A 24,762-nucleotide genomic window follows, 5' to 3' on the forward strand; every position below is an offset into this window, starting at 1 on the left:
AGCGCAACCTTGCCAAGGTTGAGGTCGCGAGTTCGAATCTCGTTTCCCGCTCCAGCTCAACACAAGTCTCTCACAGCCCACCTGAGAGCATGAAAGTCCCAGATTCCTTCGGACTTTTTCCGGCGCGGTGGCAGAGTGGTTATGCAGCGGACTGCAACTCCGTTAACGCCGGTTCGATTCCGACCCGCGCCTCCATTATTTCCCTTAAAAATCAATACCGTACCGATTCCCCGGTAGTTTTCCTGTGCTCAAAAAGTGTTCAAGTGAGATGTTTGGGCCCAGCCATGGTACTCAGGTGCAGTTTGAGGCAAGGCCGGCGTCGATGCCAAAGAAAACGGCCGCATTCACCAACGCCTCGTCCTCACTGATCAAACGAGCCTGGTGATGTTCCGCGCAGGCCAGGTGAAGTGCATCCAACGTCCTCAAGCTTGCCTTCCTGGGAGGGCGGTAGTGAAGCCCTCAGCTCCGAACGGTTTGTTCAGGGAACCAAATAAACAGGCCAACTAAAAACGACGTTGTTCGATGCAGATCCGACAGGCTGCTGGCGGCAATCCTGCCGGGTATGCTTCAATGAACGTTAACTAGTCAGGCCAGCCAACAAGGCTGTCTTCTGCTCCTCGGTGCCTGGTCAAAAACAATGAGCACAGACGATAAGATGGTCAAACGCCGGCGCTCCGCTCTTCGCGGCCGTCAACTGGAACCGGCTGCACTGGCAGAGCTGCGGGACCTGATCGGTGATGAGCGTAGCGATTCGTCATTGCGCCTGAGGGGGCGTGAAATAAAAGAACTAAGGGAAGCGTGATAAAAGTGGGATATAGCGAGAGAGGTTAAGAAATAGCGGGACAAAAATTGAAAAAGGTTTTCAGTTTTGACCCGCTCCAAACAAGTCTATTTGATCTTCCATCGCAAACCGCTTCATACGCTTAACGATATCATAGATGGCTCTCTGCGAAAGATTATACTTCTGTGCCAGGTGCGGGTGATTACGACCGTTGAAGTCCTCCCAAATATCGCGGTCGCGCTGTGAGATCTTGTAGCTGGTGTCCTTGGGAAAGTTGATAAGCTGACCGCCCCAATGCTCTGCCATGTGATTGGCAAGCGCACACGCTGTCTGTTCGGCGACCTCGGCCGATACTCCGTAATCTGTCAGCATGGTCTGAACCTGGTCAGAGAGATCTCTCAGCAATTCGTGACGTAATGCTTTCATTCGGGACATAGGTGTGGCCTCTATTTCCTGGTCTTATATTCTTCGGGATCAACACCCAACCTGCGCATGCTCGCTTCCCATTTACGCTGGGCTTCTTCAGAGCTTTCCTCCATGCCCTGCTTCTTCTCTGTAACCGTGGACCGGTTGTTGTCTGGCCCTGCAGCTGGCTTGCGAGCATCCGGCGCTACGCTGGCCAGTACCTGCTTCAGGTAGTTGTGGTTCTTCAGCGGCTGTACCTGGCCGCGTTGGCGCTTCTCCTGAATGCTACGGACGGTGTCCTGCAGGGCGGCCACCAGGCTGTCGCGGTCTGCCACTTCCAGGGTTTCCTGGGCCAGCTTCAGGGCGCGGGCGTTGCTGAGGTCGCTCTTTGCCGGGCGGAACAGAGCCAGGTATTGCACCAGCGGCCTCGCCAGCGGGCGGCCAAGGCCGGACAGCAGGCCCAGCAGCTCGCTGCCGGCGTCGTCCTGTATCAGGGCGTCCAGGTGCAGGTGGCTGTGGCAGATCGGGCAGCGGCCTAGTTTCATTCGCTGGGCTCCTGTTTGTGCAGTTCCAACCAGTCGATCGGTGCCATCCAGTGGGTGCAGAGCCTTGCCAGAACATTGCGATTGCGCCGCCAGTTCTTCGGCAGGTTATGGCCCGCCTGATCTATGTGATCCAGCGTTAGGCCTCGCTCTTTCAGCGCCACTTCTAACGATCCCAGCAGGCGGCGTTTTGTCAGCTCCACATCCAGGGCAGCGATGACGGCACGGAACTGCTCAACCGTTTTTAACCAGGCCACGCGCTCGATCCGGTACTGGCGCTTGGCGATCGCATCCGCGTAGCTCCACGGGGCTTTCAGTTCGGCCAGCAAGGCTTCGATTTTCTGCAGCATGGGCTCGCTGTTCAGGTTGTGGGGTGTGCCCGGGTGCTGGGCCACCCGCTTGCGGGGCTTTGCCTTGAAGCCGCGATTCTTCAGGCCCTGCAACACCTGGTGCAGTTCAGCCACTGAGCAATCCGCGCATGAGCGTTTGCCCCCTGTGGTGGTGGCGATCATCTGGCGGTAGGTGTCGTCGTCCAGGCCGAGTTCTTTCTTGGCGATGTGGATCTGGGTCTGGACGCCTTTGCGGTTGTCACGCCTCATGACTGGGCCTCGCTTTCCAGAGCTGCCTGCCTGGAGCCGTTCACGCCCTGGTGAAACTTCACCTTCTTGCCATCACGGTACCCAGCAGCGACTGCACCGTCATCGTGGTGGCGCATTCCCTTGGTGTTATCCCGTGGTTTCAGGTTGGATAAACCGTTTTTGAAACGGCTTTGCTTATAAGTTTCCAGCACTAGGTTGTCCGCTTCTGTGCGGGTGTGCGGGGTGATCTGTCGCGACACGGCGTCGATCCAGGCTTCGGCATAAAGGTCACCACGGCGAACCTTCGTGGTGCGTTTCAGTCGCTTGTTCAGCGTGGCCAGGTAATCTGTCCGGTGCTTTTTTAGTTGGCGGGCGAGTACTTCAAAGGCATAGCCCGAAATCTCTCCTGCACCATTAACACCGTAGAACTCAAACTGCCCAACCCACCGGTACCGCAAAAAGTCAGCGCCGGACTTATAGATCGTCTCAGAACCGAAGGCACTGGCCACCATGTTGGCGAGCATTGCCAAGTAAGCCGGAGGCGTTTTGCCTGCACCGGTGGCGGCCGTGTGGCTGTCGACATCACTGATCTGCACGTCATCGGATGTGACGTCGTGAATCTCCATCAGCTTTTGCGCCTGGCGCATGGCGGCGGCCGCTTCGTTGGGGTTGCTCGACTGCGCCAGGCGCAGGCATTTCTTGATCTTCTGTAGGATCTTATCGTTCACGTTGTCGCCCCCGCCCTGATGTTCTTGAGACCAATAACCACGTAACCTTCCTTCTGCTCGAAGCCCGTTACATAGCTAATGTCGGCAACAATACTTCGACCGCTCTGGCCATCGTTTGGGCCCACTACCAATGGCAAATACGGATCGAATTCAATAAGGCATACCTGATCGCCCTTCTGAAAGTCGCGGCGAAAGTTGTCTCTGACTTCAAACGGTTTGTCTCCGGACAGGACCGCCTCGAAGAATTCAGGGTAAATTTTCAGCATGTGCTTCTTCATAAAGCTTTCACTCCTGGCATTAGCGCAGCTCACTGTTCTGGTGGCCGATAAGAAATGGCTGGACCATCCCGCAACGGATTGGCTTTACGATCCGTCTCAAGGGCGCGGGCGAATGCTCCGGCTGAACGGCAACTGGCGAATACCACCGTCACAGACATGTCGGAATCGCGCTTAATAAACTGGATGTTTCCGGACTCAGGGATTTGACCTTTCATGACGTCTCCTGGCTGCTCATCAGTACCAGGCAACCACACCTGGCAGACGCCCCGGTGGGGCGTTTCGCTTTAAGGCTTGTCAGGCCGGGAGTCGATTGCTCCCAACATCCAACGGATACAATCGGCAACGCCTTCCTCGTAAGTGCCATCCTCATGTTCGGTGGTGCCTTCCATGCCATGCGTCATCGCCCAGCGCAGCACCTGTTCGATCTCCTGGTCATCCACTTCCAATTTATGGGTTGCCATGCTCAGCCTCGCATTACCTGCATCAGGAAAAAGGGGCGTCCTGGCGCGGTCTGGGCGATGATCCAATCGCTCGGTCGTTCCTTTCGCTCCCTGGCAAATTTCGCTTCGTAGTAATTCACAAGGCCGGCTCCCTACAACGCCGCCACATCTAGCGGAATCTGGCGATACGCGCCGTCCTCGCCCTGGCGCTCATAAAAGCGCAGATAGCTCTTGCTGCCGGTCACCTGTATGGAATCCATGATCGCCTGCATCGCGCTCTGCCATTTTTCGTCCTTGATTTTCAGGGAGCGCAGGCCCAGCACGCGGGCGGTGCTGATTTTGCCTTCCTTGTCGGTTTGAAATGCGTGCTCAACCAAAGCCTGCACTTCGGAGCTGCTGCCGGCGGTCCATTCATGGATGCACTGGTCGATCAGTTCTTTGGCGACTTGCAGGCGCTCGTCGAAGGCCAGGTGATCGGCCACGGCGCGCTTGATCCGGTGCTGGCCATCAAAGCTGCTGAGGGTCACGTTCCCCTTCTTGCCGCCGTATTCGGTACCGTATTCGCTGGCGGACAGCGCAAGGAAAGCCTCCACCTCTGCGGCAATATCAGCCTTCACCCGGCTCATTTCTTCCTGCAGGGCGGTCACCTTGCGGATCACGTCCAGGACCAGGTCATCGCGCAGCCGGTCGATATCGTTGATTTTATCCACGGGCACCAGGTGGCCCTTGGCGTTGCGGCGGAACTGGTCCGGATTCTGTTCAGTGTTCATAGGGCTTGGCCTCATGTGGTCAGGGGTTGTGCGTGGCGGGAGCGCTTGAAGCTGCTCGCAAACCCGCGACGTTTGGGGTGGCGGTGATGGCGCAAGCGCTCGAAGGGCCGCACTTCGTTCTCAAGAAAAGCGCCCAGCTCCTCATCGGTCTCGCGCGGTCCCAGCTGCAGGGCCTCGTCCCGAATCAGTCGCACCCGTGTGCTGGTCTGGACGGGCAGCAGCGGAAAAGGTGCTGTTAGCAGGTGCTCATACCGGGCCGGTTCGGCCAGGTAGGCATCCAGCTTCACCCCGTGTTTGTAGAGCATGTTGGCCGAGTAGATATCGGCGTAGTGTTCTAGGTAAGCAGTTGGATGCATCGGCATATCAAACTCCCATAATCAGCTCGTCGGTGAGTTTCGGAATTCCAAGCTCAGCCGCTTCATTCAGCGCGGCCGTCAGCACGTTGTGAATCGCCAATGGGTAGAGAACCGAGAACGCACCACCGCCTGTAAGCTTCCGGCGTAGCGCCTCAACGGCCATGTCATCCATCAGATCATTGAGAGGGCGTCCAGAGAGATTGAACCGGTGTGCCAGATAGGCTTCCAGGTCATTGTCCAGTGGCTGAAGGCGCACCACCTCGCAACGCTGAACCACTTCACGCACGCCGGGGTTCCGCTCATCCAGCTTTTGCGCCAGTTCGCTTTGGCCAATCAGTACTATGCCGAGAAGATTCTGAAAGCCGTCTTCCAGCTCAAAGAACCGCTTCAGGTGTTTCAGTGTCGGGATCGGTAGGCCGTGCGCCTCCTCAATAACCAGGAGGTGGCGGTTGCCTGAACGGTGGCTTTCACGCAATGCGTTGTGCACCTGGCGGAACCGGGCTTCAGGCGAGCGCTTCAGAGCAATACCAGGGGCAACCGTCGCCATGATCGCTTCCGCGATATGGCTGCTCTTCAGGGTTTTGCCCTTGATGTCGTTATCCTCCATGCCCAGCACGTAGGGTTCGATCACCGAAATGGGTTGGTTATTGGTACTGATCCACTCGATCAAATCCCGGCGCAGCGTGGACTTGCCAGCGCCAGACTCGCCAACCACCGCCATAAAACCGCCGTGGCGGGCGGCGTCCCTCAGGGCCTCCCGAACGTACCGGGAGGCCGGAGTAAGAAACACCTCCTGCGCAGATCGCACCGGCGCGAATGGATCACGGGCCAGGTTGAACATTTGGCGGGCTTCTTGTGTTAACTGCTGCTTTCTGAGTAACATGATTTCGTCCTCCTCGGACATTGCAGTACTTTGCGGGGCTGTTTCCGGCAGCCCTGCAACTTCAAATGCAGTACCAACAACCGCTTTGCTGGCACCCTCTCTCAAAAGAACGTTCGCAATTGAACGCTTCAACGTTTCCTGTTCCAGGCTTTTGGGCCACTGGTCGTGATTGATCAGTTGCGCCAGCGCCGCTGGGCTTAGCGCCAACTCCCTGGCTAGTGTGGCCTGGTTCATACCGGCGTCTTTCAGGGCCGCCTTCAGTTTCAACATCACTCACCTCCCACTACTTTTAGCGCCGGGCGCGGGCTGCGCAGCTGCTGTTCAATTCCAGGCAGAGATTCTTCCTTAACACCATCGGGATAATGGTTCTCAAGCCACGCGAAGTACTCCGGTTTCCATGTTGCACCCAGCCGCGCCCGCAACGCCTTCGCGGCTTCCAGATGAGTAAGTGGCTGTGTAACAACGGTGGGCGCATCAAGGCTGTGGGTCTTCCCTTTCCGGGGCATGAACTCAGGGATATAGCCTTCTCTCGCTGTCTTGTAGGGGTCGAACCGTCCGCCCAGCGGGATCGCCTTGGCCTTGCGTTCCGCCGCTGCTCCCTCGACGCTGTCAGCCCCCGTCATCAATTGCTCGATGGCGGCCTTGGATTTCTGAACCTCGGTATCTGCGGGGCGGTTGTAGCTCTCGCCAATCACGGCCGCCGACGTATCGAAACCGAATTCATCCTTCTCGACGCGTGAAATAATATGGAACGTCTCGTGGCCGTCCTCACCGATCAGGACCACCTGAGCGGCATCGCTGCGCCACGGGTTCCGGGTCACCAGAAGCTTCTCGCCAACCATGACGCCAGGCACGCTGCCCACGTCGTACTCATCCCCGTGGAAGCTCACCTTCATAGCCGGGGTAACCTTGCGCTCCACCGGCGCGGATATCGCCAGCTCACGGCAGACTTCCACCGGCGGGGCCTTAACCAACTCAGTCTCTTTGATCGCCATCCATGCGGCGCTGCGGGTCTTGCCGTGGCGGCGATGGGTGCGGGTCGCGTTGAACATGATTCGCCATTGGGCGGCGAGGCTATTGAGTTCATCCAGGTCTGCGACAGGACGAAATCTCAGTCCGCTCTCAAACTGGTTTTCGATAATGTTTCGTGCGTTCTCCACCTGACCGGTAGCGCGGGCATTGCCTGCCGCGTGGGCAATGGCTTCAATGCCCAGGGAACGGCAAAGGTTCAGCGCCATGGCGCTGGTGTTCGCGCTGCCTGGGTCCATATAGAGAATCCGCGGAACACCGTGCATCACATCGCCACGCCCTCGCTCCTGCATGGCGTTGATCAGCACGTTGCAAAGATTGGTTCCAGACTCAGCACCCATAACGTAATCGAGGTAAACCCATCCGCTGGTATGGTCCGTTATCTCGTAGGACCAAACCCGGTCCGCCATCACCCGCTTCAGGTTCTTCGGCTTGTTTTTGTAAAACTCGCCCTGGTCCATGATGTGCAAACCGTTCGTTTGGTTGGCATTGGGTTTCAGGTAATAGAGAACGCACAAGCTGGCATCGATTTGCCACACATGGTTCGGGTGGCGGCTGGCCAGGCGAGTGTGCGGGTCCGGTGCAGAAAGCTGATCCGGGTGAAGGCCGTAGCCCCGAAGCGCCCGGTGAATGGCGCTAGCGGACAATGGCCGCACCTCACCCGTTTTGTTGTCGACGTACTCCGCCCGTATCAGTCCATTGGCGCGCAGAGCAGTTACGGCTTGCTCCACACTGTAGAGCCGCTTGCCATGGTTCCTGCGGGAGTCCTGCAGCACACCTGAGATAGTCAGTGCCTCGTGCCGCTCCAGCGAACTCTGGCCCGCGTCGGCGCGTTGCTTTCGTGGTTTCTTCACGGTCACGTCCTTCAGCTTCCGGTGCAGTGTGGTCTGGCTGATCCCCAGATCCCGGCAGGCTCGCTCGTAAACCTCATTCATGCCGCCATGCCCAGCAGCCCGGGCGGCTTTCAGCACCTCCATCAGGCGCTCCGTCATCACGGCGTTGCCCATGCTCAGCTCTCCGTCGTCTGTGAGAGGGAGTCCAGTTCATCGGCCACGGCCGACACCTTTTCCGGGTCCATCCAATCTGGAATATTGCTGCCGGCTTGGCTCGGAATCTGGTACTTGTCACGCAGTGCCTGAATCTCAAGCTCAGCCTGCTGCACCAGCGTTGCCATGAAATGCCGCTGATCCTTGCCGGTGTTGTCGCTGTGTTCTTTCAGCGCCTCCAGGGCTACGTCAAGGCGGGTCTTGATCAAGCTCTGTAGCTCCACCGAAACCCCGTTCACTTCCAGCCGCAACTGTTCTTCGGCTTCATCCGGGGTGGCGTTTTTCAGGCGATGCTCGGAGCGCTCCAACATGAACCGGGTTCGGTCCAGCTCCTCACGGTTCTTGCGCAGCAGCTCGCCCTGGGCTTCGTAATCGGCGCGTGTTTCGTCGCGGTCTTTCTCCGCCGCCTCCCGGCCTTTGCGTTCCGCCACGATCATGTCGTTAACCAGGGCAAGGACTTCGTCTGAGTTACCCTTCCTGGATTCCTCCAGAAGAGCCTGCTGCTGGTCTTCCGGAAGCTTGCGCAGATCGCGCATTTTGCCGGGGCCAAGGCCTACCTGGCGGAGCCCTTCAAACATTTCGTCGCCAAGCATGTTCAGATTCTGGATATCCAGATCGACGGCTTGCCTGGATCTGCCTTCAACAAACTCACAGTATTCTTCCCAAGTGCTAACCGATTGGCGATTTCCGGACTCGTCAACATGCTCGTAACCCTTGTAAATCTTGGATTCCTTGATGTTCTTGAGGTCGCAAACATCGGCAACCGTTAGCAGTTTTGTTATCATCTGGTACGCCGTTTTCCTGCCTACCCGGCGATTAATAAGCGCAGTAATTTCCCGTTGATCAGCACTGAAAGCAGCCTCCAACTTTGCCGGCGTATTCTGGATTTCAAGCACCTTGCCCTCGTCCAGCTCAGGCGTTTCAACGGGGTCAACGGTTTTAGTGGGTTTGCGTGCCATCGGTTATCTCTCCCCTCAGTGGCTGCCAGCGGATACACGCTGGGTCAATTCGTTAATGCGAGCGCTCGCGTGGGTCATCTCATTGGCGTACGCCTGGGCAACCTGCAACAGAGCCACGCTGTGGGCGTAGCGGCCAGTGTCCAGTTGGGTGGCCATGCCCGCTTCAATCAGGGTGTTCAGGCAGCGGTTAATGGTGGCGGGGCTTTCGCCCAGGGCCTTGGAGAGGTCACCGTTACTGAGTCCGGTCAGGGTGTGGCCTTTCAAGGCCTTCAGTACTTGCAGGCACTTGAGGCCGCTGCGGCTGATGCGGGTGGGGTTGGTCTGAGACATCAAGGTTTACTCCAGATCAAACTGTGGTTGTTGGTGTTGTTGCACGTTGCCCCGGTGCCAGGCGAGCTGCTCCATGGCGCACTGAATACCGGCCAGGGTCTCATCGGCATTCTGGCGTCCCTGATAGAACCCCATGAGCAGGCCGGTAACCTCATGCAGCCGCGCCTGAAGCTCCTGAATATCGCCGGCGCTGGCGTTCCTGCCGGTAGGTATGTCCACCAGCAGCTTCCCGTTATTCGCCGCCATCCAGCGCGATACCAGGTTGATTCCGCAGACCCGCTCATAGGGTGTTAGCAGGTTGGTTGGGAAACGACCGTTTTGAATCCACTTGTAGAGTGCCCAGTGGTCCACCAGCCCCATCAACTCTGCGATGCGTTCTACGCTGAGATTGTGTCGATCACGGGCGTACAACTTGCAGCCTTCCAGGGCGTCCCGGAGGCTGTTCGGTTGATAGGTTTTCCAGCGTCTTCTAGTCATTGGATGGTCTCGATTTACTGCCTGGTTTCGGGGTTCCAAAAAAACTGTTTGTTTGCCTATGGGCAACGACGTTTCAATTAACCTAAGCTTTGCGGTACATTCACTGATCCGGAAAAAAGCTATGAGCGACGAGCTTCAAGCACTAAGACAAGAAATCGCCGATCTGCGTCAGCAGCTTTCGGAGACAGATGATTTCGCTTCGGGCGTGCACCAGGTGTTAATGAACGTGTTGCCGTTCCTGCTGAGAGATCATCCAAATGTTGAGAAGGTTCAGGGGCTTCTGAAAAGCGCCGCTGATCAGTACGAGGGGTTGCTTCAAAATCCTGAGAAGGATTCCAGTGGTGAGCCTGATGCCGGGGTGTATGAGCCTTCAAAGATGCTGTATCAGCACTTGGCACTGCTCGGGATTTGGCCTGGTGTTGATCCCCGTGAAGCTGCGCGATCAACAGTTGAGCGTCGCTGAAACTAGTCGTTCGTTTGCCGTTGCGGCGCGTGCCATTCATGACCAGGGCCTGGCTGATGGTGGCAGCTCGTTCGGGGTTTAAAGCGGCGTTGCTGGCTTGCATAGAAGTCGTTCCTTATTTTTATTGGTTCAGGCGGCTACTGATTGTTCCGGGCACTTCATGCCCAGTTTCACGGCAATCTCATGAGCCTGGCCGTAGTGGGCTTTATCGAAGCCGTTGAGTACGCGGTAGACGGCACCGCGACGATAGCCTTGTTCTTCTGCCCAACGAGTGATCGTTGTGCCTTGGGCGCGAAGTTTGGCTTTAACTTGTTCAGATGTGAGTGCCTTCTGGGTGGCCATGGCGGTGGCTCCTCTGTTGGTGTCTTAAACATCTTGTGACGTTGTAGGGATAATTATTGCTCAATATATTGAGCAATACAAGGTCTGGTGTGCAATAAAATGAGCAATTGTCGAGATAGGCTAGAAGAAGAAATAAACAAGATTGGCGTTACGGCAGTTTCTTCAGGGCTCGGCGTGGCTAGAAACACCGTTTACAACTGGCTCGCTAAAGCAAATATTCCCCTACCGAGCCTCAAGGCGTTAGAGGGACTTGGTGCGGACATAGGGTATGTTCTGTTCGGTGAGGAGGATCGGGAAAGATCCGTTCATAAAGTGCCAATCAACGATGAGCTGGCAGCCGATGAACAGTTGCTGCTGGAAGCGTACCGCGACATGAAGCCCGCCAAGCGCAAGGCCCTTCTTGCCGAGCTTCTGACTGGAAAGAAACAGTCGAAGCCGGATGCCAGCATTACCGTCAAAGGCAGCAACCATCGAGTGGCTGGCAACGACTATTATGAAAACGACAAGTGAGGATGCAGTATGTCGTCGATAAATGTTGAGGGGCACAACAATCGGACAGCCGGGCGCGATTACTATGAGCACCATGAACACTACTATCCCCCAGCATCTGGCGGAGAGCCACCCGACGGTAACGGCCCAGCTCTCACTCTCCAGCAGCTCTACACCATGCGCAGGGAGGCGCGTCGCGACGCCTTCCGAAAGAACGTCCGCAGGTACTTCAACAAACCCTTTCTGATCGCAATGGGGCTCATAGCCTGTGCGTTGGCGGCCGCAATCTATATGCTGGGAAATGCCGATGTTTTCCTGGGCTCCCCCTCAATGGTGGCCGTGCCCATGATTCTAATTATGGTGATTTCTTTCCATGTGAATCGCTCCCGATACCAGCTGGGGGCCATCAACCGGGCGGCCGCAGAGGCCGATCAGTACCTGCATGCGGTAGAGATTGAAATTGCACGCAGGAAGTTTAGATAGGAGCAAGCATGAGCACGATCAAAGTCCATGCAGGGGATTTCCTGCCAAAGGAAGGGTTCCTCAAAGGAACGTTTATCAACCTGAAAACCGAAGACCGCAGTTGGGTAGGAGAAAATGTCCAGCTGGCCGACATCGAAACCCTCGAACTAGCAACCGAAGAGAGCGTGAAGAAGCTCGGCGGAACGGTGGGTTGGGGTGCTGTCGGCGGGCTGCTGCTCGGGCCGGTGGGCCTACTCGCTGGTTTGGTGGCCGGCGGCAGGAAAAAAGAAGTCACCTTCATCGCGAAGTTCAAAGACGGCCGCAAGGTCCTGGCGACAACTGACAATAAAACCTATACCCAAATGCAGGCGGCAGTGTTCTAAGTTGGCTTCCTTTCGTTGATAGGCGTGCCTCTCGGGCGCGCCCGAATGTCAGTCTTTTCTTTTCTGGCGAATAGCCTTACCCTTGCCACTGTGCTGCTTCGCAACCCGCGTCGCTTATGCTCCCCTTCAAAATACACCCACTCTGATTGAGCGCATTCTGAAGATCACTTGACTGGTTTTTACCTGTCTTTCAACTGTGATCTGGAGGATGTCGCCATGCCTGAAAACCCTCGTTTCCCCTGGTGCTTGCCCATGCCCCGGCTGTTTGGCTGGGGTGTGGTGGCGCTGGGTTTGTTACTCATGCTGGCCTGGCTCGCGCCCCAGCAGTTGCCGGTAGTGGCGTACAAGCTGGCGCTGGTCACACTGGCGGTGGTGCTCGCCTACTGGCTTGACCGGGCCTTGTTTCCGTACCAACGCCCGCACACGCTTACCGGCTGGGTGTCGGTGCTGGCCTCCTGCCGCAGGGCGCTCATTGTGTTGGCCTGTGTGCTCGGCCTTACGCTGGGGTTGTAGCGTGAGCCGCCGTCGAAGTTTGCCGCATGGTGCGGTCTTCCGCTGGGCCCTGGTGGGCCTGGCGGCTTTTTCTTTGGGGTTCTGTACCGCCCCGGCTTCCGCTGATGCTATCCCCAGGGCAGCGTTGTCGCTGCAGCCGGAGCTCACCCGCGTCGCCCGGTACCACTATGGGCTCGAAGCGCCCATCGCCACGTTGGCCGGGCTGGTGCACCAGGAGAGCCGCTGGCGTTCCGATGCGACCAGCCCCGTAGGTGCCCAGGGCTTGACCCAGTTCATGCCGGATACCACCACCTGGATAGCCTCGCTTTACCCGGACCTGGCCGATGCCCAGCCGTTCGATCCGCGCTGGGCCATCCGCGCCATGGTGCAGTACACCGTATGGTTGAATGCCCGTATCCAGGCCGCCGGCCCCTGTGAGCAGTGGGCCTTTGTATTGTCCGCCTACAACGGCGGGCTCGGGTGGGTGTACCGAGACAAACGGCTGGCTTCCGCTAAGGGGGCGGAACCGCTGGCCTGGTTTGATTCGGTGGAGCGGTTCAACGCCGGCCGCTCTGCTGCCAATTTCCGTGAAAACCGCCACTACCCGTCATTGATTCTGCAACGCTGGGAGCCGCTTTATCGGCGTGCTGGCTGGGGTGATGGCGTGTGCGCGCACAGGTGGAAGCCATGAAAGCGCTGCTGATCGCGCTGGTGGCAGGCGCGGCCCTGTTTGGTGGTTACCACTACCTGGCCGGCGAGCGTGAACAGGCCCGGCTGCAGGGCTACCGCGCAGCCGAGGCGGTCCTGAAAAAAGAACACGCCGAGGCGCTGCTGATGCAGGCCCAGTCTGCGGAGGTTGAACGCCAACGGCTGGAGCGCCGGGCAACACACATTGAGGCCAACCACCTCAGCAAACGCACCGAACTGGAAGCCAACATCAACAAGCTGGAGGACGCCCTGGATGAAGCCTACACCGACCATTACCGGCCAACGCCTGCGGCCCAGCCGCAGCCTGTGCCTGAGTGCGTGTTTACTGTTGGCTGGCTGCGCGACTACAACGCCGCCTTCGGTGGCGTGCAAGCCACCGCCGCCCGTGCCGGGCAGCCTGATGCAGAACCCTGGCCCACCCCCGGAGCTGATGCCGAATACAGCAACAGCCAGGTCAGCCAGCGAGACCTGTTGCGACACGCCCAGCGGTATGGGCAATGGTGCCAGCGCAACACCCACCAATTGAAGTCGCTGATTGAAACCGTCAGCACGCAAGGTGACCAGCCATGATGGAGGTAGTTTTGGATTGGAAAGCCATATCTGTATTTGTGGCATTACTGGGAGCCTGGAGCGGGTTTCTGATCATGGTGATCCGGGGGTTGCTCACACGCGTCAGCCGGGATCTGGATGTGCGTCTGGACCGCCTGGCCAATGCCCAGGAGAAAGACACCAACGAGTGGCGCAGGGTTGAGCGCGAGCTGATGGAGCTGCGGGCAGACCTGCCCGTGCTCTACGTACGCCGGGAAGATTACATACGGGGGCAGAGCGTTATTGAAGCCAAGCTCGATAGCCTGGCCCTGAAGCTTGAAAACGTGCAGTTAAAAAAAGGGGTGCCCCATGAAAGTTGATATGCAAAGAGCAAGACGGGAAGGGCTGCGCTGGCTGGTGCTGCTCACGCTCAATAACGCCCGCCCGATCGGGGCCTACGAAGGTACCGTGCTGACCGTGGCGCAGAGCGAATACCCCGATGCCACCCAACTGGAAATGCGCCGGGAGCTGGATTACCTGCACGACCGCAAGCTGGTGGAAGTCAAGCGCGAACCCTCTGGCCGCTGGTTCTGTGAGCTGACCCGCTACGGCGTAGACGTGGCTGAATACACGGTGGACTGCCTGCCGGGCATCGCCCGCCCTGAACGGTATTGGTGAGCGCCATGGGCAGAAAATCATCCATCCGCCGCCTGCCGGAAAAGGTGCGCAACTTTCTGGAAGGCGAGCTGGCGTCAGGCCAGCACACCCTGGACGAGCTGATCGATCTGCTCCGTGAGCAGTTCCCCGCCCACGAGGACGACCTGCCCAGCCGCTCCGCCGTGCATCGCTATGGCCAGCAACTGGAACGCCGCCTGGCCGCAATACGAGCCAGCACAGAGGCCGCCAAGATCATTCGCGCTCAGGCCGGTGACCGGGAAGACGCCCGCTCCGAAGCGCTGACGGCGATGATCCAGTCCGAGCTGTTCGAGTCCATCATGGACATGCAGGAAGCGCCGGACATGGACCCACAAAAGCGCGTAGCCATGCTCTCCAGCGCCGCCAAGAACATCGCCACGCTGACGCGCTCATCGGTCAGCCTGAAGAAATACCAGGAAGAGGCCGTGGCCGCGCGCCTGGCAGAGCAGGAAAAGAACCTGGAGGAAGTGGCCCAGGCCCAGGGCATGGACGCCGACCAGGTCACGTTCTGGCGTGAGAAAGTTCTGGGGATACGCTGATGTCCATGAAGCCACTGAAAAGCACCGTGCGCGTGCTGGATTGGGAAGAGCTGCCAGCCCGGGCGCGGGAGATACCCGACAGCTTCAACCCATTGGATGAAGGCGTGTTGATGCGCCACCAGTCCGATTTCCTGAAGATGCCCCAATCCATCATCGCGATACCAAAGGGGCGGCGCACGGGGATGACCTTTGCCAAGGGGTTGGACTCCACACTCATTGCAGCGTCCCGACGCAGCGCCGGCGGCGACAACGTGTTTTACATTGGCGACACCAAGGAAAAGGGCCTGGAGTTCATTGGCTACTGCGCCAAGTTCGCCCGGGTGATCGCCGAGGCCCAGGGCCAGGGCGTCTCCGGGATTGAGGAGTTCCTGTTCGAAGACCAGGACGAGCGCGGCAACAGCAAGAACATCACCGCCTACCGCATCCGCTTCAGTTCTGGCTTCCAGGTAACCGCGCTGTCCTCGCGGCCTGCCAATATCCGGGGTCTGCAGGGCATTGTGGTGATCGATGAGGCAGCCTTTCACCAGGACGTACAAGGCGTGCTCGATGCCGCTACCGCGTTGCTGATCTGGGGGGGCAAAATCGTAGTGATCAGCTCCCACAACGGCAAGAGCAACCCGTTCAACCAGTTCTGCAAGGACATCGAGGAGGGCCGCTACGGAGACGACGCCGCCGTGTACACCGTCACCTTCGACAACGCCGTGGAGAACGGGCTGTACGAACGCGTGTGCATGATGAAGCGTGAGATTCCGACGCCCGAAGGCAAGCTGAAGTGGTACAGCAAAATCCGTAATTCTTATGGGCCCCGCAAAGCCGCCATGCGCGAAGAGCTGGACGTGGTACCGCGTGACGGTGCGGGCGTGTGCCTGCCCGGCGTGTGGATTGATGCCGCCATGCGGGAGCAGCGCCCGGTGGTGCGCCTGGTGCTGGACGACGACTTCGTGAAAATGTCTGAGGAAGCCCGCCGCAGCTGGTGCCAGGCATGGATTGAGCAGCACATTGACCCGTTGCTCGAAGAGATGGACCCACGCCACCGCTGGGTGTTTGGCGATGACTACGCCCGCCACCGGGACTTCTCAATCTTCGTGCCGCTGGCGATCACCGGCTCGCTCAATCGTTACTGCCCGTGGGTGCTGGAGTTGCAGAACGTACCCACACGCCAGCAGGAACAGATCAAATGGCACATCATTGCTCGTCTGCAAAACTGGCGCGGCGGTGCCATGGACGCCACCGGCTCCGGCCAGACACTGGCGGAATACACGGCAGACAAGTTCGGTCACGATGCCGTGCACCAGATCACGCTGAGCCGTGCCTGGTATGGGCTGTGGATGCCGAAGATGATCCAGTGGTTTGAGGATGGTGTGATCGACATCCCCCGTGATGCCAATCTGGAATCAGACCTGCGCGCCATTGTCGACGTGGACGGCACCCCGATGATTCCGAATATGCGAAAGGCCGACCTGAAGGACCCGGAGCTGTACCGCCACGGCGATTTCGCCATCGCGCTGGCGCTGGCCTGCTTCGCCAGTCTGAACCTGAAGCAGCCCATCCCCATTGATTTTCAGAGCACCGGCCGGCGGCCCAGCATGGCTGGCCTCACCGACGAACACGCCAGCACCAGTATTACCGATACCGGCTTCGGTACCGTCGCCGGCACTAACGACTTCCGAGGTTTTTAAACATGGCTGAAAACACCCGTCCGGACATGCAAGAGGTAGCAACAACCGCCGATGGGCGCGACATCACCCGGGGTTATGTGGACCCGCTGAGCATTCAGCCGGCCAGCGACGAGGTGCTGCGCATCCGCGGTGGTGGGGATTACCGCATCTACAAAGAGATCCTGCGGGATGACCAGGTGTCTGCCTGTTTCAGCCAGCGCCGCCTGGCAGTGATCGGCAAGGAATGGGGCGTAGACCCCGGTGGCAAAACCCGCAAGGACAAAGCCGCCGCTGACTTTCTCAAAGAGCAGCTGCGCACCGTGGGGTTCGACCGGGTAACAGACCGAATGCTGTTCGGCGTTTACTACGGGTTCGCCGTGGCGGAGCCGCTCTGGGCGCGAGACAGCAACCGCATTGTGATGGCGGATGTGAAAGTGCGTGACCGCCGCCGGTTTGGCTTTGACGGCGCAGGCCGGTTGCGCATGAAAACCATGGCGAAGCCAGACGGCGAGCTGCTGCCGGAGCGCAAGTTCTGGAGCTTTTCCGCCGGTGCCGACCACGACGACGAACCCTATGGCCTCGGCCTTGGCCATTGCCTCTACTGGCCGGCGTTCTTCAAGCGCCAGGGTTTGAGGTACTGGCTGCTGTTCCTGGAGAAGTTCGGCCAACCCACTGCCAAGGGCACCTACGGTGAGGACGCCACGCCCGAACAAAAGCAGAAACTGCTGCAGGCGCTGTCGGCCATCGCCACAGATTCGGGCGTTGCGGTACCGGAAGGCATGGTGATCGAATTGCTGGAGGCCGCCCGCTCCGGCACCGCTGACTACGCGGCGATTTACGATCGCATGGATGCATCGATCGCCAAGGTGGTGCTGGGTCAGACCGCGAGTACTCAGGGCACGCCGGGCCGGCTGGGCAACGATGATCTGCAGGCGGATGTGCGGCTGGACCTGGTCAAAGCGGATGCAGACCTGGTGTGCGAAAGTTTCAACCGCACCATCGGCAAGTGGCTTACCGAGTGGAACTTCCCGGGGGCGGCCGTGCCCACCGTGTACCGCGACGTGCAGCCCTCAGAGGATCAAAATCGCCGCGCGGAACGTGACAAGACCATTCATGACATGGGCTATCGCCCGACCCTGAAGCATGTCACCGAAAGCTATGGGGGTGAATGGGAAGACGTTGGCACCGTGCAGCCAGGTCAGCCCGGGGCCCGGCCAAGCCGCCCCGCAAGTTTCGCCGCAGGTGACCCTGTGCCAGAGCAGATGATGGCGCAGGCCCGGGACAATGTGGAGCCCGCAACCAACGCCTGGATAGACCAGGTGAAGGCACTGGCTGAGGAAGCGGAAAGCCTGGAAGAGTTGCGCGACCGCCTCCTGGACCTTTACCCGGAGATGACCCTGGACCAATACGCCGAGGCCTTCGCCACCGCCAACGCCGCTGCCCGCCTGGCAGGCCGTAACGAGGTTGTGGAGGGGCGCAGCTGATGGCCAGCGTGAACTACGGATCACTCCCGTTTAACGAGCAGATCGCCTTCTTCCGCCGCAAGCTGGACATACCGACCACGGGCTGGACCGACCTCTACAGCAGCGAGAACGACTGGGGGTTTGCTGTAGCCGGAGCCAACCGCAATGATCTGGTGGCAGACTTCCGCAGCTCCATCGACACGCTCATTGCCGAGGGCGGAACGATAGAGAGTTTCCGCAAGGACTTTGACCGGATCGTTGCGGACCACGGCTGGGACTACAACGGCGGGCGCAACTGGCGCAGCCGTGTGATCTACCAGACCAACCTCTACCAGAGCCACAACGCCGGCGTAAACGAGCAGCTTGATACCTACCAGGCTGATCTGCCGTACCGCCGGTACCGGCACTCGCTGGCGGCTGAGAACCCCAGAGAACAGCACCTTGCCTGGGACGGACTGATTCTGCGGGCAGACGATCCCTTCTGGGCAACGCACAGCCCGATGAACGGCTGGGGCTGCCAGTGCTACGTGGAGGGGCTAACGGATCTGGACCTGGAAGAGATGGGCAAAGGCGGCCCCGATGTCGCGCCCGATATCGAATGGGAAACCCGCGAGATCGGCCAGAGCAGTGAGACTGGCCCACGCCAGGTACGGGTGCCCAAGGGCATCGACCCAGGCTTCGAGCACTCGCCAGGGCAAAGCCGCCTGCACAACTCTGTGCCGCCGGAACTGCCGGGCATGCCTGCCAGCAGGGGTGCTGTTCCCGGACTGCCAAACCGCAGGCCGCCGAGCGACTTGCCAGAGCCCCGGCCGGCAGCACGGGAGATACTGCCCAATGACCTGCCGGATGCCGACTACGCTGAGGCGTTCATCGAACCCTTCGGTGCTGCACTGGATCAGCCGGTGATCTACCGCGACGTTCTGGGCGAAGCCCTGACCATTGGTGCGGAACTGTTCAACGACCGCAAAACGGGCAGGCTGAACGCCAACCAGGGAGGCCGTGGGCCAACCTTGCCACTGATGGCTGAAGCCATCCGGAACCCGGATGAAGTCTGGGTACGCCTGGAACATCCGCCCGGGGGCGAAGAGCTGGTGGTGCGCCGCCGCTACCTGGCCAGGCTGCTGGTTCCAGGTCGGGATGCGCCCGCCTCGGTGGTGTTCGAGCACTCGGCGTCGGGCTGGTCAGGCATGGCCACGTTCGGCCCGGATGCGCAGGACATCAACGATATGAGAATCGGAATACGGCTATACCGCCGGGCGGAAGACGAGGAGTAAAGGTCACCATGGCAGGCATCAATGTCGAAGTAGACGACGCCGAACTGCGCAAAGCGCTCAGTAAGCTTGAGAACATGGATCAGCACTTCGACGGCTTGTACGCCCAGATGGGCGCGTACCTGGTGCGCAAAACCAAGGATAGGTTCCGTGCTGAGGAATCACCAGACGGCACGCCCTGGGCCCCGCTCAGCCAGGAAACCACACTGAGCGAAGGCAACCCCTTCTCCAAACGCAAGAACCGGGACAAGGTGCTGACCGAAAGCGGCGACCTGATGGGCCTGCTGCGTTTCCAGGTAGACGGCAACACCCTGGAGGTGGGCAGCAACCAGCCCTATGCCGCCATGATGCACTTCGGTGGCAAGACCAGCCCGCGCAGCATGATACCGAATGCGACCGTACCAGCACGCCCCTTCCTGGGCGTGAGTGATGACGACAGCGCCCACATCCTCAAACTGGTGGAGCGTTACGTCGGGAATCTGTTGAAATCGCCCTGATCCATCCGGGCCCCTGAGAGCCCCTGTGATGCCCTTGGCCAGGTGAGTGCTGTCAGCGTTAGCATTCGGGCCCGGAAAATGCCGTAAATCGTTTATAAAGCCGACCGGGGGTGTTGCCAACCCACCGCTTGCGATAGAGTGTTGGCAAGCCGCACTTCCGCTGCGGTTCTGCCCCTGTTTGTTTTGCCCCCCTTCAAAATACACGCCCCCTGGTAAGTGCCACTCTGACCCCACGTTATTCATCAACGGGGTTCAGATTGACATGAAAGGACATCCCAACGCGCTTAGACAGCCGGCGCAGCGCGCAGCAGGCGTTAGTCTGTTAGAGATTTTCAAGTATGGCAAACGCACGGACAGCGATGGCCGCGAGTGGACCTTCTCACGCGAGGACATGGAGGAGTCCGTTTCGGCCTACGACCCCGCAGTCTTTTCAGCCCCGCTGGTGGTTGGCCACCCCTCCCTGGACGACCCGGCCTACGGCTGGGTGGATGCCATCGAGCTCGACGGCGAGCTGGTGAAGGCCAAACCCGCCCGGGTAGAGCCCCAGTTTGCCGCCATGGTCAACGATGGCCGCTTTCCCAAGATTTCCGCCTCCTGGTTCCCACCGACGCACCCATCCAACCCCAAGCCAGGTGTTTGGTATTTGCGCCACGTGGGCTTCCTCGGTGCGGCAGCGCCGGCGGTGCCGGGCCTGAAGCCTGCGAGTTTCGCCGCAGCCGAGGAAGGCGTGGTTACCGTGGAATTCGCGGCTGAAGACATCTACACCCGTTCAACCCTGGCCCAGCTGGCTCGCCGCATGCGCGATTGGATGCTGTCGCAGTTCGGTGAGGAAGCCGCGAACCGGGTGGTGCCCGATTACCTGGCGCGGGAAGCGGAAGCCGCCGAGCGCGACGCCATGGAAGACATTCCCCAACCGGGATTCTCTGCCCCGGACAAACCAACCGAAGAGGTGACAACCGTGAAACCTGAAGACAAGACCCCCCCGGGCAGCGAGGCGGCCGATTTTGCAGCCCGTGAATCCGATCTCAGTGCCCGGGAAGCTGCAATCGCCAAGAAGGAAGACCAGGCCCGCAAGGAAGACGTGGCCAACTTCGCCGAGCAACTGGTCAAGGAGGGCAAAGTACTGCCCGCTGAGAAGGAAGGCCTGGTGTCTTTCATGACTGCTCAGCATACGGCTGCCGAAGTGTGCTTTGCCTCCTCCGACGGCGAGATCAAAAAGCCGGCGGATGCCTGGCTGCGTGACTTCCTCAAGGCCCTGCCTGAACGCGTGGACTTTAACGAGCGTGGCGCGGGCGAGGACGAGAGCGCCTCCAGTGCCAGCTTCGCGGCCCCGACAGGCTACGCGGTGGACCCGGAACGCCTGGCCATCCACAACAAAGCGCTGGCCTATCAGGCTCAGCACAATTGCGACTACAGCGCTGCCGTAACGGCAGTAGGAGGCTGAGGCCATGCAAAAGTTTGCAGTAATGACCCACACCGTCATCGCGGCCGCAGCTGTTACACAGCACCGCTTTGTCGCCCTGACGGGCGTGCACGCCACCGCAGGCGGTAACGCCTTCGGTATCTCCACGAGCGACGCCGCTGACGGTGACCAGCTGGCGATGGACTGCCTCGGTTCGTCCATCGTGGAGGCTTCCGGCGCAATCGAAGAAGGCGATGGTATCGAGGTTGGTGCCGCCGGCGTAGCCATCACTGCCGATACCGGAACGGTGGTAGCCCGCGCCCTTCAGGCCGCCGCCGACGGCGACCTGTTCGAAGTATTCATCATCCCTAACTGAGGATTTCGTTATGCCAATGACCAATAAAGGGGTACGGGTGATTGACCCGATCCTGACCACGCACGCCCAGGGCTATCGTCAGCAGGAGATGGTGGGTAACGCTTTGTTCCCCCGTGTCGGGGTTGCGGTATCCGGTGGGCAGGTGCTGGAGTTCGGTAAGGAAGCCTTCCGGCTTTACAACGCCCGCCGTGCGCCGGGTGCCAACACCAAGCGCATCGAGTTTGGTTACCTGGGCAAGCCCTTCGCCCTGGTGCAGGACGCCCTCGAAGGGAAGTTGCCCATCGAGCACATCCGCGATGCCAACCAGGTGCCCAACATTCAGCTGGGCCAGCGTTCGGTGAACACCGTGATGCGCTCGCTGATGCTGGCCCTGGAAGTGGAGCAGGCCGACATTGCGCTGGATGCCAATAACTATGACGCCAACCACAAGGTGGACCTCTCTGCAGCTAAGTGGTCCGACGAAGCGGGCGACCCGGCCAAGGATGTGCGCGCTGGCCGTGAATCCATCCGCGAAACCATTGGCGTTTATCCGAACGTTCTGTTGGTTTCCGCCAAGGCTTTCGCTGCTGCAGCGGAAAACCCCAAGGTCCTGGACCGCTTCAAGTACACGAGCTCTGACTCTGTGACTGCCGAAATGCTGGCTCGCCTCATGGACGTTGACAAGGTCGTGGTTGGTAAGGCAGTGGCCGCCGACGCCCAGGGTAACTTCTCCGACGTGTGGGGTGCCGATGCGGTACTGGCGTACGTCACGCCGGAGGCGTCCAGCATTGAGGAGCCATCCTTCGGTTACACCTACACCCTGGATAACCACCCGCTCGTAGAGCAGAGCTACTACGACAACTCCGCCAAGAGCTGGATTTACCCGGTCACCATGGAGCGCAAGCCCGTGCTCACAGGCATGACCGCCGGGTTCCTGTTCCAGAACGCAGGTTAAGGAGCACCTTATGCCGCGCTATAACGTCAACTCGCCCATCAAGCACGGCGGGCGGTTTATCAAATCCGGGGTGGTGTCTATGGACGAGGAGGCGGCACTGCCGCTTCTGAAGTCCGGCGGGCTGACCCCGGCGGATGACCAGGGAGAGCCTAATGGTAGCCAAACCGCCACGCCACCGCCCAGCGGTGGACCGGCTCCGGCACCCACTCCGGCACCCGCTGCGGATCAACAGCAAGCGCCAGTTGCAGCGCCGCCTCAGGCTGACGCCAACGCACCGGCAGGTGCTGCCGCCGATCCCGGCGGGGATAACCAGCAGGCCAAGGATAATAGCGGCACAACCGGCGATGCTGACAAGGCGCAGCAGAGCAAGCCTGCTGCCAAAGCCAGCAAGCCCGCCGCAAAGCCTGCTGCCAAAGCCAGCAAGGCTAAGGATTAATCATGCCTTACGTCAGCCACGCGGAACTCGCTGATCGCCCAGGTGCCCGGGAGCTGGCCGAACAGGCCACCCCCCAGCACCTGCCAATGGTCGACTTTGAGCTCATGGAAGCCACCCTGCTGGGGGGCGATCGCACCACCTGGTCTGAAGAAGAGATCGCGGTTGCGGACGAAGCGCTTTCACGGGTGGATCTGGCCGTGGCGGACGCCGAGGCGCTGATCAACGGGTTTCTGGCCAAGCGTGGCTACGTGCCATTGGACCCGGTACCGGGCATTGTCGCGAACTGGACCCGCGTCATCGCCCGTTACTACCTGCACAAGGACCGTGTGGGTACTGACGACAAGGACCCTGTGCTGAGGGACTACCGCGACGCCATCAAGCTGCTGCAGCTGACGGCCGACGGCAAGTTCAGCCTGGGGTTTGAAGATCCGGTGAAAGCCACGGGTACATCCGCCCCCTCTTTCACCAAGGGCAAGAGTGTTTTCCGTGACAACCTGGTGGACTACTGATGCTTAACCTGGAGCCCTGGGCCGACCGCCTGAAAGACGCGGCACCTTGCGTGGTGGATATCGCGGCCGACGTCGACGAAGCGCTGAAATCCAGGGCATTCCCTACGGTGATCCTGGTGCCGATGCGGGAGCGCGTAGCCCACGCCGGATTAAGCGGTACAACCCGCCATAAAGTGACCGCCGAGGTGATGCTGGTAACGGCGGTATCACGGAGCCACCGGCGTTTTGCGGCGGAGTCCCGCGACCAGCTGAACGCTCTGCGCAAGCCACTGCTGACCCAGCTGATCAACTGGCTGCCGCCGGAAGCGGATATTGAAGTGCAGTGGACCGGTGGCGAGCTGCTGAATCTAAATGCCCAGGCGTTGTTCTGGGTGGATGTGATGACAACCGAATACTGGTGGACCCCATGACCAAGAAACGCAAGCTGCCGCAGACCGGCGGCCAATACCAGCGCCAGAATAACGGCGACCCGAAGCCCAAGGCAAAGCCGGTTAAAGCGGCCAGCGCTGAGGCCACTGAAACCGAACAGCAACCGGTTAAAGCAAACCGGAAAAAGGAGTAAGTCATGGCTGGATTCAAAATGCGCCGCCGTTTGGTGCTCGCAACGATCGAGGCCGCCTACGGTGATGATGAAGCCCCGACCCCTGAGGCGAACGCCATCCTCACCCGCACGGTACAAGTCACACCATTGGCTGGTGACGATATCGAGCGCAACCTGTTACGGGCCTATTACGGCAACAGCCAGTCCATCGCCGGCGAGAAGCACGTTGAGCTGACGATGGAAGTGGAACTGGCTGGCTCCGGTACCGCCGGTGATGCCCCTGCCTGGGGCGTGCTGCTTCGGGCCTGTGGTTTTGCCGAAACCGAAGAGGCCGGCACAGAGGTTGTTTACAACCCGATCACCGATTCCGAAGAATCCATCTCTTGCTGGATTCACCGCGATGGTGTGCTGCACAAGTTCACCGGTGGCCGTGGGTCGGTGCGGTTTAACCTGGGCGTGAACAACATCCCGTTCATGACGTTCACCTTCCTCGGCCTGCTGGGCACCATCTCCAACGAGAACATGCCCACCACCGCTGATTACAGCCCGTGGACCGCGCCGCTGCCGGTGACCAATGCCAACACCACCCCCCTCACACTGCACGGCGCTGACCTCAGCTTCAGCGAGTTCACGCTGGACATGGCCGTGGAAACCGTGAAGCACATGGTGGTCGGTGACAGCAGCTCCATCCTGATCGTGGACCGGGCCCCGTCCGGTACCGCCGTGGTGGAAGAGCCGGATCTTGCCACCCTGAACCTGTACAACAAGGCCCGCGACGCCTCGCTGGGTAATCTCGCCCTGGCGCATGGCACGGTTGCGGGCAACATCGTGGAGTTCGCCGCGCCAAAGATCGGCAACGGCAGCCCGACCGAGCAGGACCTCAATGGCGTGCAGATGCTTTCCCTGCCGCTGACCATCAACCCCGACGCCGGCAATGACGAGCTGGTGATCACCGTTAAGTAAGGATCAGT

General features: G+C 59.7%; 38 protein-coding genes, 1 tRNA gene, 1 other RNA gene and 1 pseudogene. 24 read left to right on the top strand and 17 right to left on the bottom strand.

The features are described from left to right. The first annotated feature begins 121 nt into the window (after nt 1–121). Nucleotides 122–195 (top strand) — tRNA-Cys (locus WD429_RS07425). 96 nt (nt 196–291) lie between these two features. On the opposite strand, the pseudogene WD429_RS07430 reads toward WD429_RS07425, so the two are convergent. Further along, nucleotides 292–429, bottom strand: a pseudogene (locus WD429_RS07430) (PIN domain-containing protein); the annotation flags it as partial. A 208-nt stretch (nt 430–637) separates the two neighbouring features. Between WD429_RS07430 and WD429_RS07435 the strand changes: the two are divergent. Next, on the top strand, nt 638–802 hold the full coding sequence (locus WD429_RS07435; protein ID WP_368421543.1) for a hypothetical protein: 165 nt from the start codon (nt 638–640) through the stop codon (nt 800–802). 60 nt (nt 803–862) lie between these two features. On the opposite strand, the gene WD429_RS07440 is transcribed toward WD429_RS07435, so the two are convergent. The 15 genes from WD429_RS07440 to WD429_RS07510 form a co-directional block, all read right to left on the bottom strand. Continuing rightward, a complete protein-coding gene (locus tag WD429_RS07440) occupies nt 863–1,216 on the bottom strand; it encodes a Mor transcription activator family protein (RefSeq protein WP_368421544.1) in 354 nt (117 codons plus the stop codon). Between the two features lie 11 nt (nt 1,217–1,227). Then, complete coding sequence (locus tag WD429_RS07445) at nt 1,228–1,731, bottom strand: hypothetical protein (RefSeq protein WP_368421545.1); 504 nt, start codon at nt 1,729–1,731, stop codon at nt 1,228–1,230. Continuing rightward, nucleotides 1,728–2,327, bottom strand: a complete 600-nt coding sequence (locus WD429_RS07450) for a gp16 family protein (RefSeq protein WP_368421546.1) — start codon at nt 2,325–2,327, stop codon at nt 1,728–1,730. The genes WD429_RS07445 and WD429_RS07450 overlap by 4 nt, the downstream gene beginning before the upstream one ends. Further along, nucleotides 2,324–3,034, bottom strand: a complete 711-nt coding sequence (locus WD429_RS07455; protein ID WP_368421547.1) for a DUF2786 domain-containing protein — start codon at nt 3,032–3,034, stop codon at nt 2,324–2,326. Before WD429_RS07455 ends, WD429_RS07450 begins: the two co-directional genes overlap by 4 nt. Beyond that, on the bottom strand, nt 3,031–3,312 hold the full coding sequence (locus tag WD429_RS07460) for a DUF3850 domain-containing protein (protein WP_368421548.1): 282 nt from the start codon (nt 3,310–3,312) through the stop codon (nt 3,031–3,033). The genes WD429_RS07455 and WD429_RS07460 overlap by 4 nt, the downstream gene beginning before the upstream one ends. Before the next feature lie 29 nt (nt 3,313–3,341). Next, nucleotides 3,342–3,527 carry a hypothetical protein gene (locus tag WD429_RS07465; RefSeq protein ID WP_368421549.1) on the bottom strand — a complete coding sequence of 62 codons (186 nt, stop codon included), beginning with the start codon at nt 3,525–3,527 and terminating at the stop codon, nt 3,342–3,344. 6 nt (nt 3,528–3,533) lie between these two features. Continuing rightward, nucleotides 3,534–3,597: hammerhead ribozyme type II (locus tag WD429_RS07470), an RNA gene on the bottom strand. Continuing rightward, the gene (locus tag WD429_RS07475; RefSeq protein WP_368421550.1) at nt 3,597–3,773 is read right to left on the bottom strand and encodes a hypothetical protein; all 177 of its coding nucleotides are present in this window, start codon (nt 3,771–3,773) and stop codon (nt 3,597–3,599) included. Before WD429_RS07475 ends, WD429_RS07470 begins: the two co-directional genes overlap by 1 nt. Nucleotides 3,774–3,904: 131 nt before the next feature. Next, nucleotides 3,905–4,522 (bottom strand): DUF3164 family protein, encoded by a 618-nt coding sequence (locus tag WD429_RS07480; RefSeq protein WP_368421551.1) that lies wholly within the window; start codon nt 4,520–4,522, stop codon nt 3,905–3,907. Between the two features lie 11 nt (nt 4,523–4,533). Next, nucleotides 4,534–4,884 (bottom strand): hypothetical protein, encoded by a 351-nt coding sequence (locus WD429_RS07485; RefSeq protein ID WP_368421552.1) that lies wholly within the window; start codon nt 4,882–4,884, stop codon nt 4,534–4,536. Between the two features lies 1 nt (nt 4,885). Beyond that, entirely contained in the window at nt 4,886–6,031 is a 1,146-nt protein-coding gene (locus tag WD429_RS07490; RefSeq protein WP_368421553.1) for an AAA family ATPase, read from the bottom strand. Further along, the gene (locus WD429_RS07495) at nt 6,031–7,797 is read right to left on the bottom strand and encodes an integrase (RefSeq protein ID WP_368421554.1); all 1,767 of its coding nucleotides are present in this window, start codon (nt 7,795–7,797) and stop codon (nt 6,031–6,033) included. The genes WD429_RS07490 and WD429_RS07495 overlap by 1 nt, the downstream gene beginning before the upstream one ends. A gap of 2 nt (nt 7,798–7,799) precedes the next feature. Next, a complete protein-coding gene (locus tag WD429_RS07500) occupies nt 7,800–8,795 on the bottom strand; it encodes a hypothetical protein (RefSeq protein WP_368421555.1) in 996 nt (331 codons plus the stop codon). Nucleotides 8,796–8,810: 15 nt separating this feature from the next. After that, nucleotides 8,811–9,125 (bottom strand): helix-turn-helix domain-containing protein, encoded by a 315-nt coding sequence (locus tag WD429_RS07505; RefSeq protein ID WP_368421556.1) that lies wholly within the window; start codon nt 9,123–9,125, stop codon nt 8,811–8,813. A 6-nt stretch (nt 9,126–9,131) separates the two neighbouring features. Beyond that, on the bottom strand, nt 9,132–9,602 hold the full coding sequence (locus tag WD429_RS07510; RefSeq protein WP_368421557.1) for a hypothetical protein: 471 nt from the start codon (nt 9,600–9,602) through the stop codon (nt 9,132–9,134). 121 nt (nt 9,603–9,723) lie between these two features. On the opposite strand from WD429_RS07510, the gene WD429_RS07515 reads away from it, so the two are divergent. Continuing rightward, a complete protein-coding gene (locus WD429_RS07515) occupies nt 9,724–10,065 on the top strand; it encodes a hypothetical protein (RefSeq protein ID WP_368421558.1) in 342 nt (113 codons plus the stop codon). 129 nt (nt 10,066–10,194) lie between these two features. Here WD429_RS07515 and WD429_RS07520 read toward each other — a convergent pair whose 3' ends face one another. After that, on the bottom strand, nt 10,195–10,407 hold the full coding sequence (locus tag WD429_RS07520; protein WP_368421559.1) for a DNA-binding protein: 213 nt from the start codon (nt 10,405–10,407) through the stop codon (nt 10,195–10,197). A 99-nt stretch (nt 10,408–10,506) separates the two neighbouring features. On the opposite strand from WD429_RS07520, the gene WD429_RS07525 reads away from it, so the two are divergent. The 21 genes from WD429_RS07525 to WD429_RS07625 all read left to right on the top strand — a co-directional run bounded on the left by WD429_RS07525 (nt 10,507) and on the right by WD429_RS07625 (nt 24,754). Beyond that, a complete protein-coding gene (locus WD429_RS07525; protein ID WP_368421560.1) occupies nt 10,507–10,917 on the top strand; it encodes a hypothetical protein in 411 nt (136 codons plus the stop codon). A gap of 9 nt (nt 10,918–10,926) precedes the next feature. Continuing rightward, on the top strand, nt 10,927–11,379 hold the full coding sequence (locus WD429_RS07530) for a hypothetical protein (RefSeq protein ID WP_368421561.1): 453 nt from the start codon (nt 10,927–10,929) through the stop codon (nt 11,377–11,379). An 8-nt stretch (nt 11,380–11,387) separates the two neighbouring features. Beyond that, the gene (locus WD429_RS07535) at nt 11,388–11,741 is read left to right on the top strand and encodes a hypothetical protein (RefSeq protein WP_368421562.1); all 354 of its coding nucleotides are present in this window, start codon (nt 11,388–11,390) and stop codon (nt 11,739–11,741) included. A 216-nt stretch (nt 11,742–11,957) separates the two neighbouring features. After that, nucleotides 11,958–12,254, top strand: a complete 297-nt coding sequence (locus tag WD429_RS07540; protein WP_368421563.1) for a putative holin — start codon at nt 11,958–11,960, stop codon at nt 12,252–12,254. A 1-nt stretch (nt 12,255) separates the two neighbouring features. Continuing rightward, on the top strand, nt 12,256–12,924 hold the full coding sequence (locus tag WD429_RS07545; RefSeq protein ID WP_368421564.1) for a transglycosylase SLT domain-containing protein: 669 nt from the start codon (nt 12,256–12,258) through the stop codon (nt 12,922–12,924). Then, nucleotides 12,921–13,511 (top strand): lysis protein, encoded by a 591-nt coding sequence (locus WD429_RS07550; protein ID WP_368421565.1) that lies wholly within the window; start codon nt 12,921–12,923, stop codon nt 13,509–13,511. The genes WD429_RS07545 and WD429_RS07550 overlap by 4 nt, the downstream gene beginning before the upstream one ends. Beyond that, complete coding sequence (locus tag WD429_RS07555) at nt 13,508–13,849, top strand: hypothetical protein (RefSeq protein ID WP_368421566.1); 342 nt, start codon at nt 13,508–13,510, stop codon at nt 13,847–13,849. The genes WD429_RS07550 and WD429_RS07555 overlap by 4 nt, the downstream gene beginning before the upstream one ends. Next, the gene (locus WD429_RS07560) at nt 13,839–14,147 is read left to right on the top strand and encodes a hypothetical protein (RefSeq protein ID WP_368421567.1); all 309 of its coding nucleotides are present in this window, start codon (nt 13,839–13,841) and stop codon (nt 14,145–14,147) included. The genes WD429_RS07555 and WD429_RS07560 overlap by 11 nt, the downstream gene beginning before the upstream one ends. 5 nt (nt 14,148–14,152) lie before the next feature. Then, nucleotides 14,153–14,704, top strand: coding sequence for a DUF3486 family protein (locus WD429_RS07565; RefSeq protein WP_368421568.1), 552 nt, complete (start codon nt 14,153–14,155; stop codon nt 14,702–14,704). Continuing rightward, nucleotides 14,704–16,383 carry a hypothetical protein gene (locus tag WD429_RS07570; protein ID WP_368421569.1) on the top strand — a complete coding sequence of 560 codons (1,680 nt, stop codon included), beginning with the start codon at nt 14,704–14,706 and terminating at the stop codon, nt 16,381–16,383. Before WD429_RS07565 ends, WD429_RS07570 begins: the two co-directional genes overlap by 1 nt. Before the next feature lie 2 nt (nt 16,384–16,385). Then, nucleotides 16,386–17,846 (top strand): DUF935 domain-containing protein, encoded by a 1,461-nt coding sequence (locus tag WD429_RS07575; RefSeq protein ID WP_368421570.1) that lies wholly within the window; start codon nt 16,386–16,388, stop codon nt 17,844–17,846. Continuing rightward, a complete protein-coding gene (locus tag WD429_RS07580) occupies nt 17,846–19,099 on the top strand; it encodes a PBECR2 nuclease fold domain-containing protein (protein WP_368421571.1) in 1,254 nt (417 codons plus the stop codon). The genes WD429_RS07575 and WD429_RS07580 overlap by 1 nt, the downstream gene beginning before the upstream one ends. A gap of 8 nt (nt 19,100–19,107) precedes the next feature. Continuing rightward, entirely contained in the window at nt 19,108–19,593 is a 486-nt protein-coding gene (locus WD429_RS07585; RefSeq protein ID WP_368421572.1) for a phage virion morphogenesis protein, read from the top strand. A 262-nt stretch (nt 19,594–19,855) separates the two neighbouring features. Then, entirely contained in the window at nt 19,856–21,037 is a 1,182-nt protein-coding gene (locus WD429_RS07590; protein WP_368421573.1) for a hypothetical protein, read from the top strand. Between the two features lie 4 nt (nt 21,038–21,041). Further along, nucleotides 21,042–21,371, top strand: a complete 330-nt coding sequence (locus WD429_RS07595; protein WP_368421574.1) for a DUF2190 family protein — start codon at nt 21,042–21,044, stop codon at nt 21,369–21,371. 10 nt (nt 21,372–21,381) lie between these two features. Next, the gene (locus tag WD429_RS07600; RefSeq protein WP_368421575.1) at nt 21,382–22,305 is read left to right on the top strand and encodes a major capsid protein; all 924 of its coding nucleotides are present in this window, start codon (nt 21,382–21,384) and stop codon (nt 22,303–22,305) included. A gap of 10 nt (nt 22,306–22,315) precedes the next feature. Further along, the gene (locus tag WD429_RS07605; protein ID WP_368421576.1) at nt 22,316–22,741 is read left to right on the top strand and encodes a hypothetical protein; all 426 of its coding nucleotides are present in this window, start codon (nt 22,316–22,318) and stop codon (nt 22,739–22,741) included. Between the two features lie 2 nt (nt 22,742–22,743). After that, nucleotides 22,744–23,250: a gp436 family protein gene (locus WD429_RS07610; protein WP_368421577.1), complete on the top strand. Its 507-nt coding sequence runs from the start codon at nt 22,744–22,746 to the stop codon at nt 23,248–23,250. Further along, nucleotides 23,250–23,660 carry a hypothetical protein gene (locus WD429_RS07615; protein ID WP_368421578.1) on the top strand — a complete coding sequence of 137 codons (411 nt, stop codon included), beginning with the start codon at nt 23,250–23,252 and terminating at the stop codon, nt 23,658–23,660. Before WD429_RS07610 ends, WD429_RS07615 begins: the two co-directional genes overlap by 1 nt. Further along, nucleotides 23,657–23,812, top strand: a complete 156-nt coding sequence (locus WD429_RS07620) for a hypothetical protein (protein ID WP_368421579.1) — start codon at nt 23,657–23,659, stop codon at nt 23,810–23,812. Before WD429_RS07615 ends, WD429_RS07620 begins: the two co-directional genes overlap by 4 nt. A 3-nt stretch (nt 23,813–23,815) precedes the next feature. Further along, nucleotides 23,816–24,754: a phage tail tube protein gene (locus WD429_RS07625; protein ID WP_368421580.1), complete on the top strand. Its 939-nt coding sequence runs from the start codon at nt 23,816–23,818 to the stop codon at nt 24,752–24,754. Nucleotides 24,755–24,762: the final 8 nt, after the last annotated feature.

This window comes from Marinobacter sp., from assembly GCF_040904845.1.
Lineage (GTDB): Bacteria > Pseudomonadota > Gammaproteobacteria > Pseudomonadales > Oleiphilaceae > Marinobacter.

What these genes read in the sequence shown, in the direction of transcription:
- WD429_RS07450 (WP_368421546.1), bottom strand. Translation starts at nt 2,327, where the DNA reads ATGAGGCGTGACAACCGCAAAGGCGTCCAGACCCAGATCCACATCGCC.
- WD429_RS07505 (WP_368421556.1), bottom strand. Translation starts at nt 9,125, where the DNA reads ATGTCTCAGACCAACCCCACCCGCATCAGCCGCAGCGGCCTCAAGTGC.
- WD429_RS07480 (WP_368421551.1), bottom strand. Translation starts at nt 4,522, where the DNA reads ATGAACACTGAACAGAATCCGGACCAGTTCCGCCGCAACGCCAAGGGC.
- WD429_RS07460 (WP_368421548.1), bottom strand. Translation starts at nt 3,312, where the DNA reads ATGAAGAAGCACATGCTGAAAATTTACCCTGAATTCTTCGAGGCGGTC.
- WD429_RS07610 (WP_368421577.1), top strand. Translation starts at nt 22,744, where the DNA reads ATGCCTTACGTCAGCCACGCGGAACTCGCTGATCGCCCAGGTGCCCGG.
- WD429_RS07530 (WP_368421561.1), top strand. Translation starts at nt 10,927, where the DNA reads ATGTCGTCGATAAATGTTGAGGGGCACAACAATCGGACAGCCGGGCGC.
- WD429_RS07475 (WP_368421550.1), bottom strand. Translation starts at nt 3,773, where the DNA reads ATGGCAACCCATAAATTGGAAGTGGATGACCAGGAGATCGAACAGGTG.
- WD429_RS07435 (WP_368421543.1), top strand. Translation starts at nt 638, where the DNA reads ATGAGCACAGACGATAAGATGGTCAAACGCCGGCGCTCCGCTCTTCGC.
- WD429_RS07550 (WP_368421565.1), top strand. Translation starts at nt 12,921, where the DNA reads ATGAAAGCGCTGCTGATCGCGCTGGTGGCAGGCGCGGCCCTGTTTGGT.
- WD429_RS07540 (WP_368421563.1), top strand. Translation starts at nt 11,958, where the DNA reads ATGCCTGAAAACCCTCGTTTCCCCTGGTGCTTGCCCATGCCCCGGCTG.
- WD429_RS07620 (WP_368421579.1), top strand. Translation starts at nt 23,657, where the DNA reads ATGACCAAGAAACGCAAGCTGCCGCAGACCGGCGGCCAATACCAGCGC.
- WD429_RS07535 (WP_368421562.1), top strand. Translation starts at nt 11,388, where the DNA reads ATGAGCACGATCAAAGTCCATGCAGGGGATTTCCTGCCAAAGGAAGGG.
- WD429_RS07595 (WP_368421574.1), top strand. Translation starts at nt 21,042, where the DNA reads ATGCAAAAGTTTGCAGTAATGACCCACACCGTCATCGCGGCCGCAGCT.
- WD429_RS07615 (WP_368421578.1), top strand. Translation starts at nt 23,250, where the DNA reads ATGCTTAACCTGGAGCCCTGGGCCGACCGCCTGAAAGACGCGGCACCT.
- WD429_RS07590 (WP_368421573.1), top strand. Translation starts at nt 19,856, where the DNA reads ATGAAAGGACATCCCAACGCGCTTAGACAGCCGGCGCAGCGCGCAGCA.
- WD429_RS07625 (WP_368421580.1), top strand. Translation starts at nt 23,816, where the DNA reads ATGGCTGGATTCAAAATGCGCCGCCGTTTGGTGCTCGCAACGATCGAG.
- WD429_RS07515 (WP_368421558.1), top strand. Translation starts at nt 9,724, where the DNA reads ATGAGCGACGAGCTTCAAGCACTAAGACAAGAAATCGCCGATCTGCGT.
- WD429_RS07485 (WP_368421552.1), bottom strand. Translation starts at nt 4,884, where the DNA reads ATGCCGATGCATCCAACTGCTTACCTAGAACACTACGCCGATATCTAC.
- WD429_RS07570 (WP_368421569.1), top strand. Translation starts at nt 14,704, where the DNA reads ATGTCCATGAAGCCACTGAAAAGCACCGTGCGCGTGCTGGATTGGGAA.
- WD429_RS07495 (WP_368421554.1), bottom strand. Translation starts at nt 7,797, where the DNA reads ATGGGCAACGCCGTGATGACGGAGCGCCTGATGGAGGTGCTGAAAGCC.
- WD429_RS07465 (WP_368421549.1), bottom strand. Translation starts at nt 3,527, where the DNA reads ATGAAAGGTCAAATCCCTGAGTCCGGAAACATCCAGTTTATTAAGCGC.
- WD429_RS07600 (WP_368421575.1), top strand. Translation starts at nt 21,382, where the DNA reads ATGCCAATGACCAATAAAGGGGTACGGGTGATTGACCCGATCCTGACC.
- WD429_RS07510 (WP_368421557.1), bottom strand. Translation starts at nt 9,602, where the DNA reads ATGACTAGAAGACGCTGGAAAACCTATCAACCGAACAGCCTCCGGGAC.
- WD429_RS07440 (WP_368421544.1), bottom strand. Translation starts at nt 1,216, where the DNA reads ATGTCCCGAATGAAAGCATTACGTCACGAATTGCTGAGAGATCTCTCT.
- WD429_RS07445 (WP_368421545.1), bottom strand. Translation starts at nt 1,731, where the DNA reads ATGAAACTAGGCCGCTGCCCGATCTGCCACAGCCACCTGCACCTGGAC.
- WD429_RS07555 (WP_368421566.1), top strand. Translation starts at nt 13,508, where the DNA reads ATGATGGAGGTAGTTTTGGATTGGAAAGCCATATCTGTATTTGTGGCA.
- WD429_RS07500 (WP_368421555.1), bottom strand. Translation starts at nt 8,795, where the DNA reads ATGGCACGCAAACCCACTAAAACCGTTGACCCCGTTGAAACGCCTGAG.
- WD429_RS07585 (WP_368421572.1), top strand. Translation starts at nt 19,108, where the DNA reads ATGGCAGGCATCAATGTCGAAGTAGACGACGCCGAACTGCGCAAAGCG.
- WD429_RS07525 (WP_368421560.1), top strand. Translation starts at nt 10,507, where the DNA reads ATGAGCAATTGTCGAGATAGGCTAGAAGAAGAAATAAACAAGATTGGC.
- WD429_RS07490 (WP_368421553.1), bottom strand. Translation starts at nt 6,031, where the DNA reads ATGTTGAAACTGAAGGCGGCCCTGAAAGACGCCGGTATGAACCAGGCC.
- WD429_RS07605 (WP_368421576.1), top strand. Translation starts at nt 22,316, where the DNA reads ATGCCGCGCTATAACGTCAACTCGCCCATCAAGCACGGCGGGCGGTTT.
- WD429_RS07575 (WP_368421570.1), top strand. Translation starts at nt 16,386, where the DNA reads ATGGCTGAAAACACCCGTCCGGACATGCAAGAGGTAGCAACAACCGCC.
- WD429_RS07565 (WP_368421568.1), top strand. Translation starts at nt 14,153, where the DNA reads ATGGGCAGAAAATCATCCATCCGCCGCCTGCCGGAAAAGGTGCGCAAC.
- WD429_RS07520 (WP_368421559.1), bottom strand. Translation starts at nt 10,407, where the DNA reads ATGGCCACCCAGAAGGCACTCACATCTGAACAAGTTAAAGCCAAACTT.
- WD429_RS07580 (WP_368421571.1), top strand. Translation starts at nt 17,846, where the DNA reads ATGGCCAGCGTGAACTACGGATCACTCCCGTTTAACGAGCAGATCGCC.
- WD429_RS07560 (WP_368421567.1), top strand. Translation starts at nt 13,839, where the DNA reads ATGAAAGTTGATATGCAAAGAGCAAGACGGGAAGGGCTGCGCTGGCTG.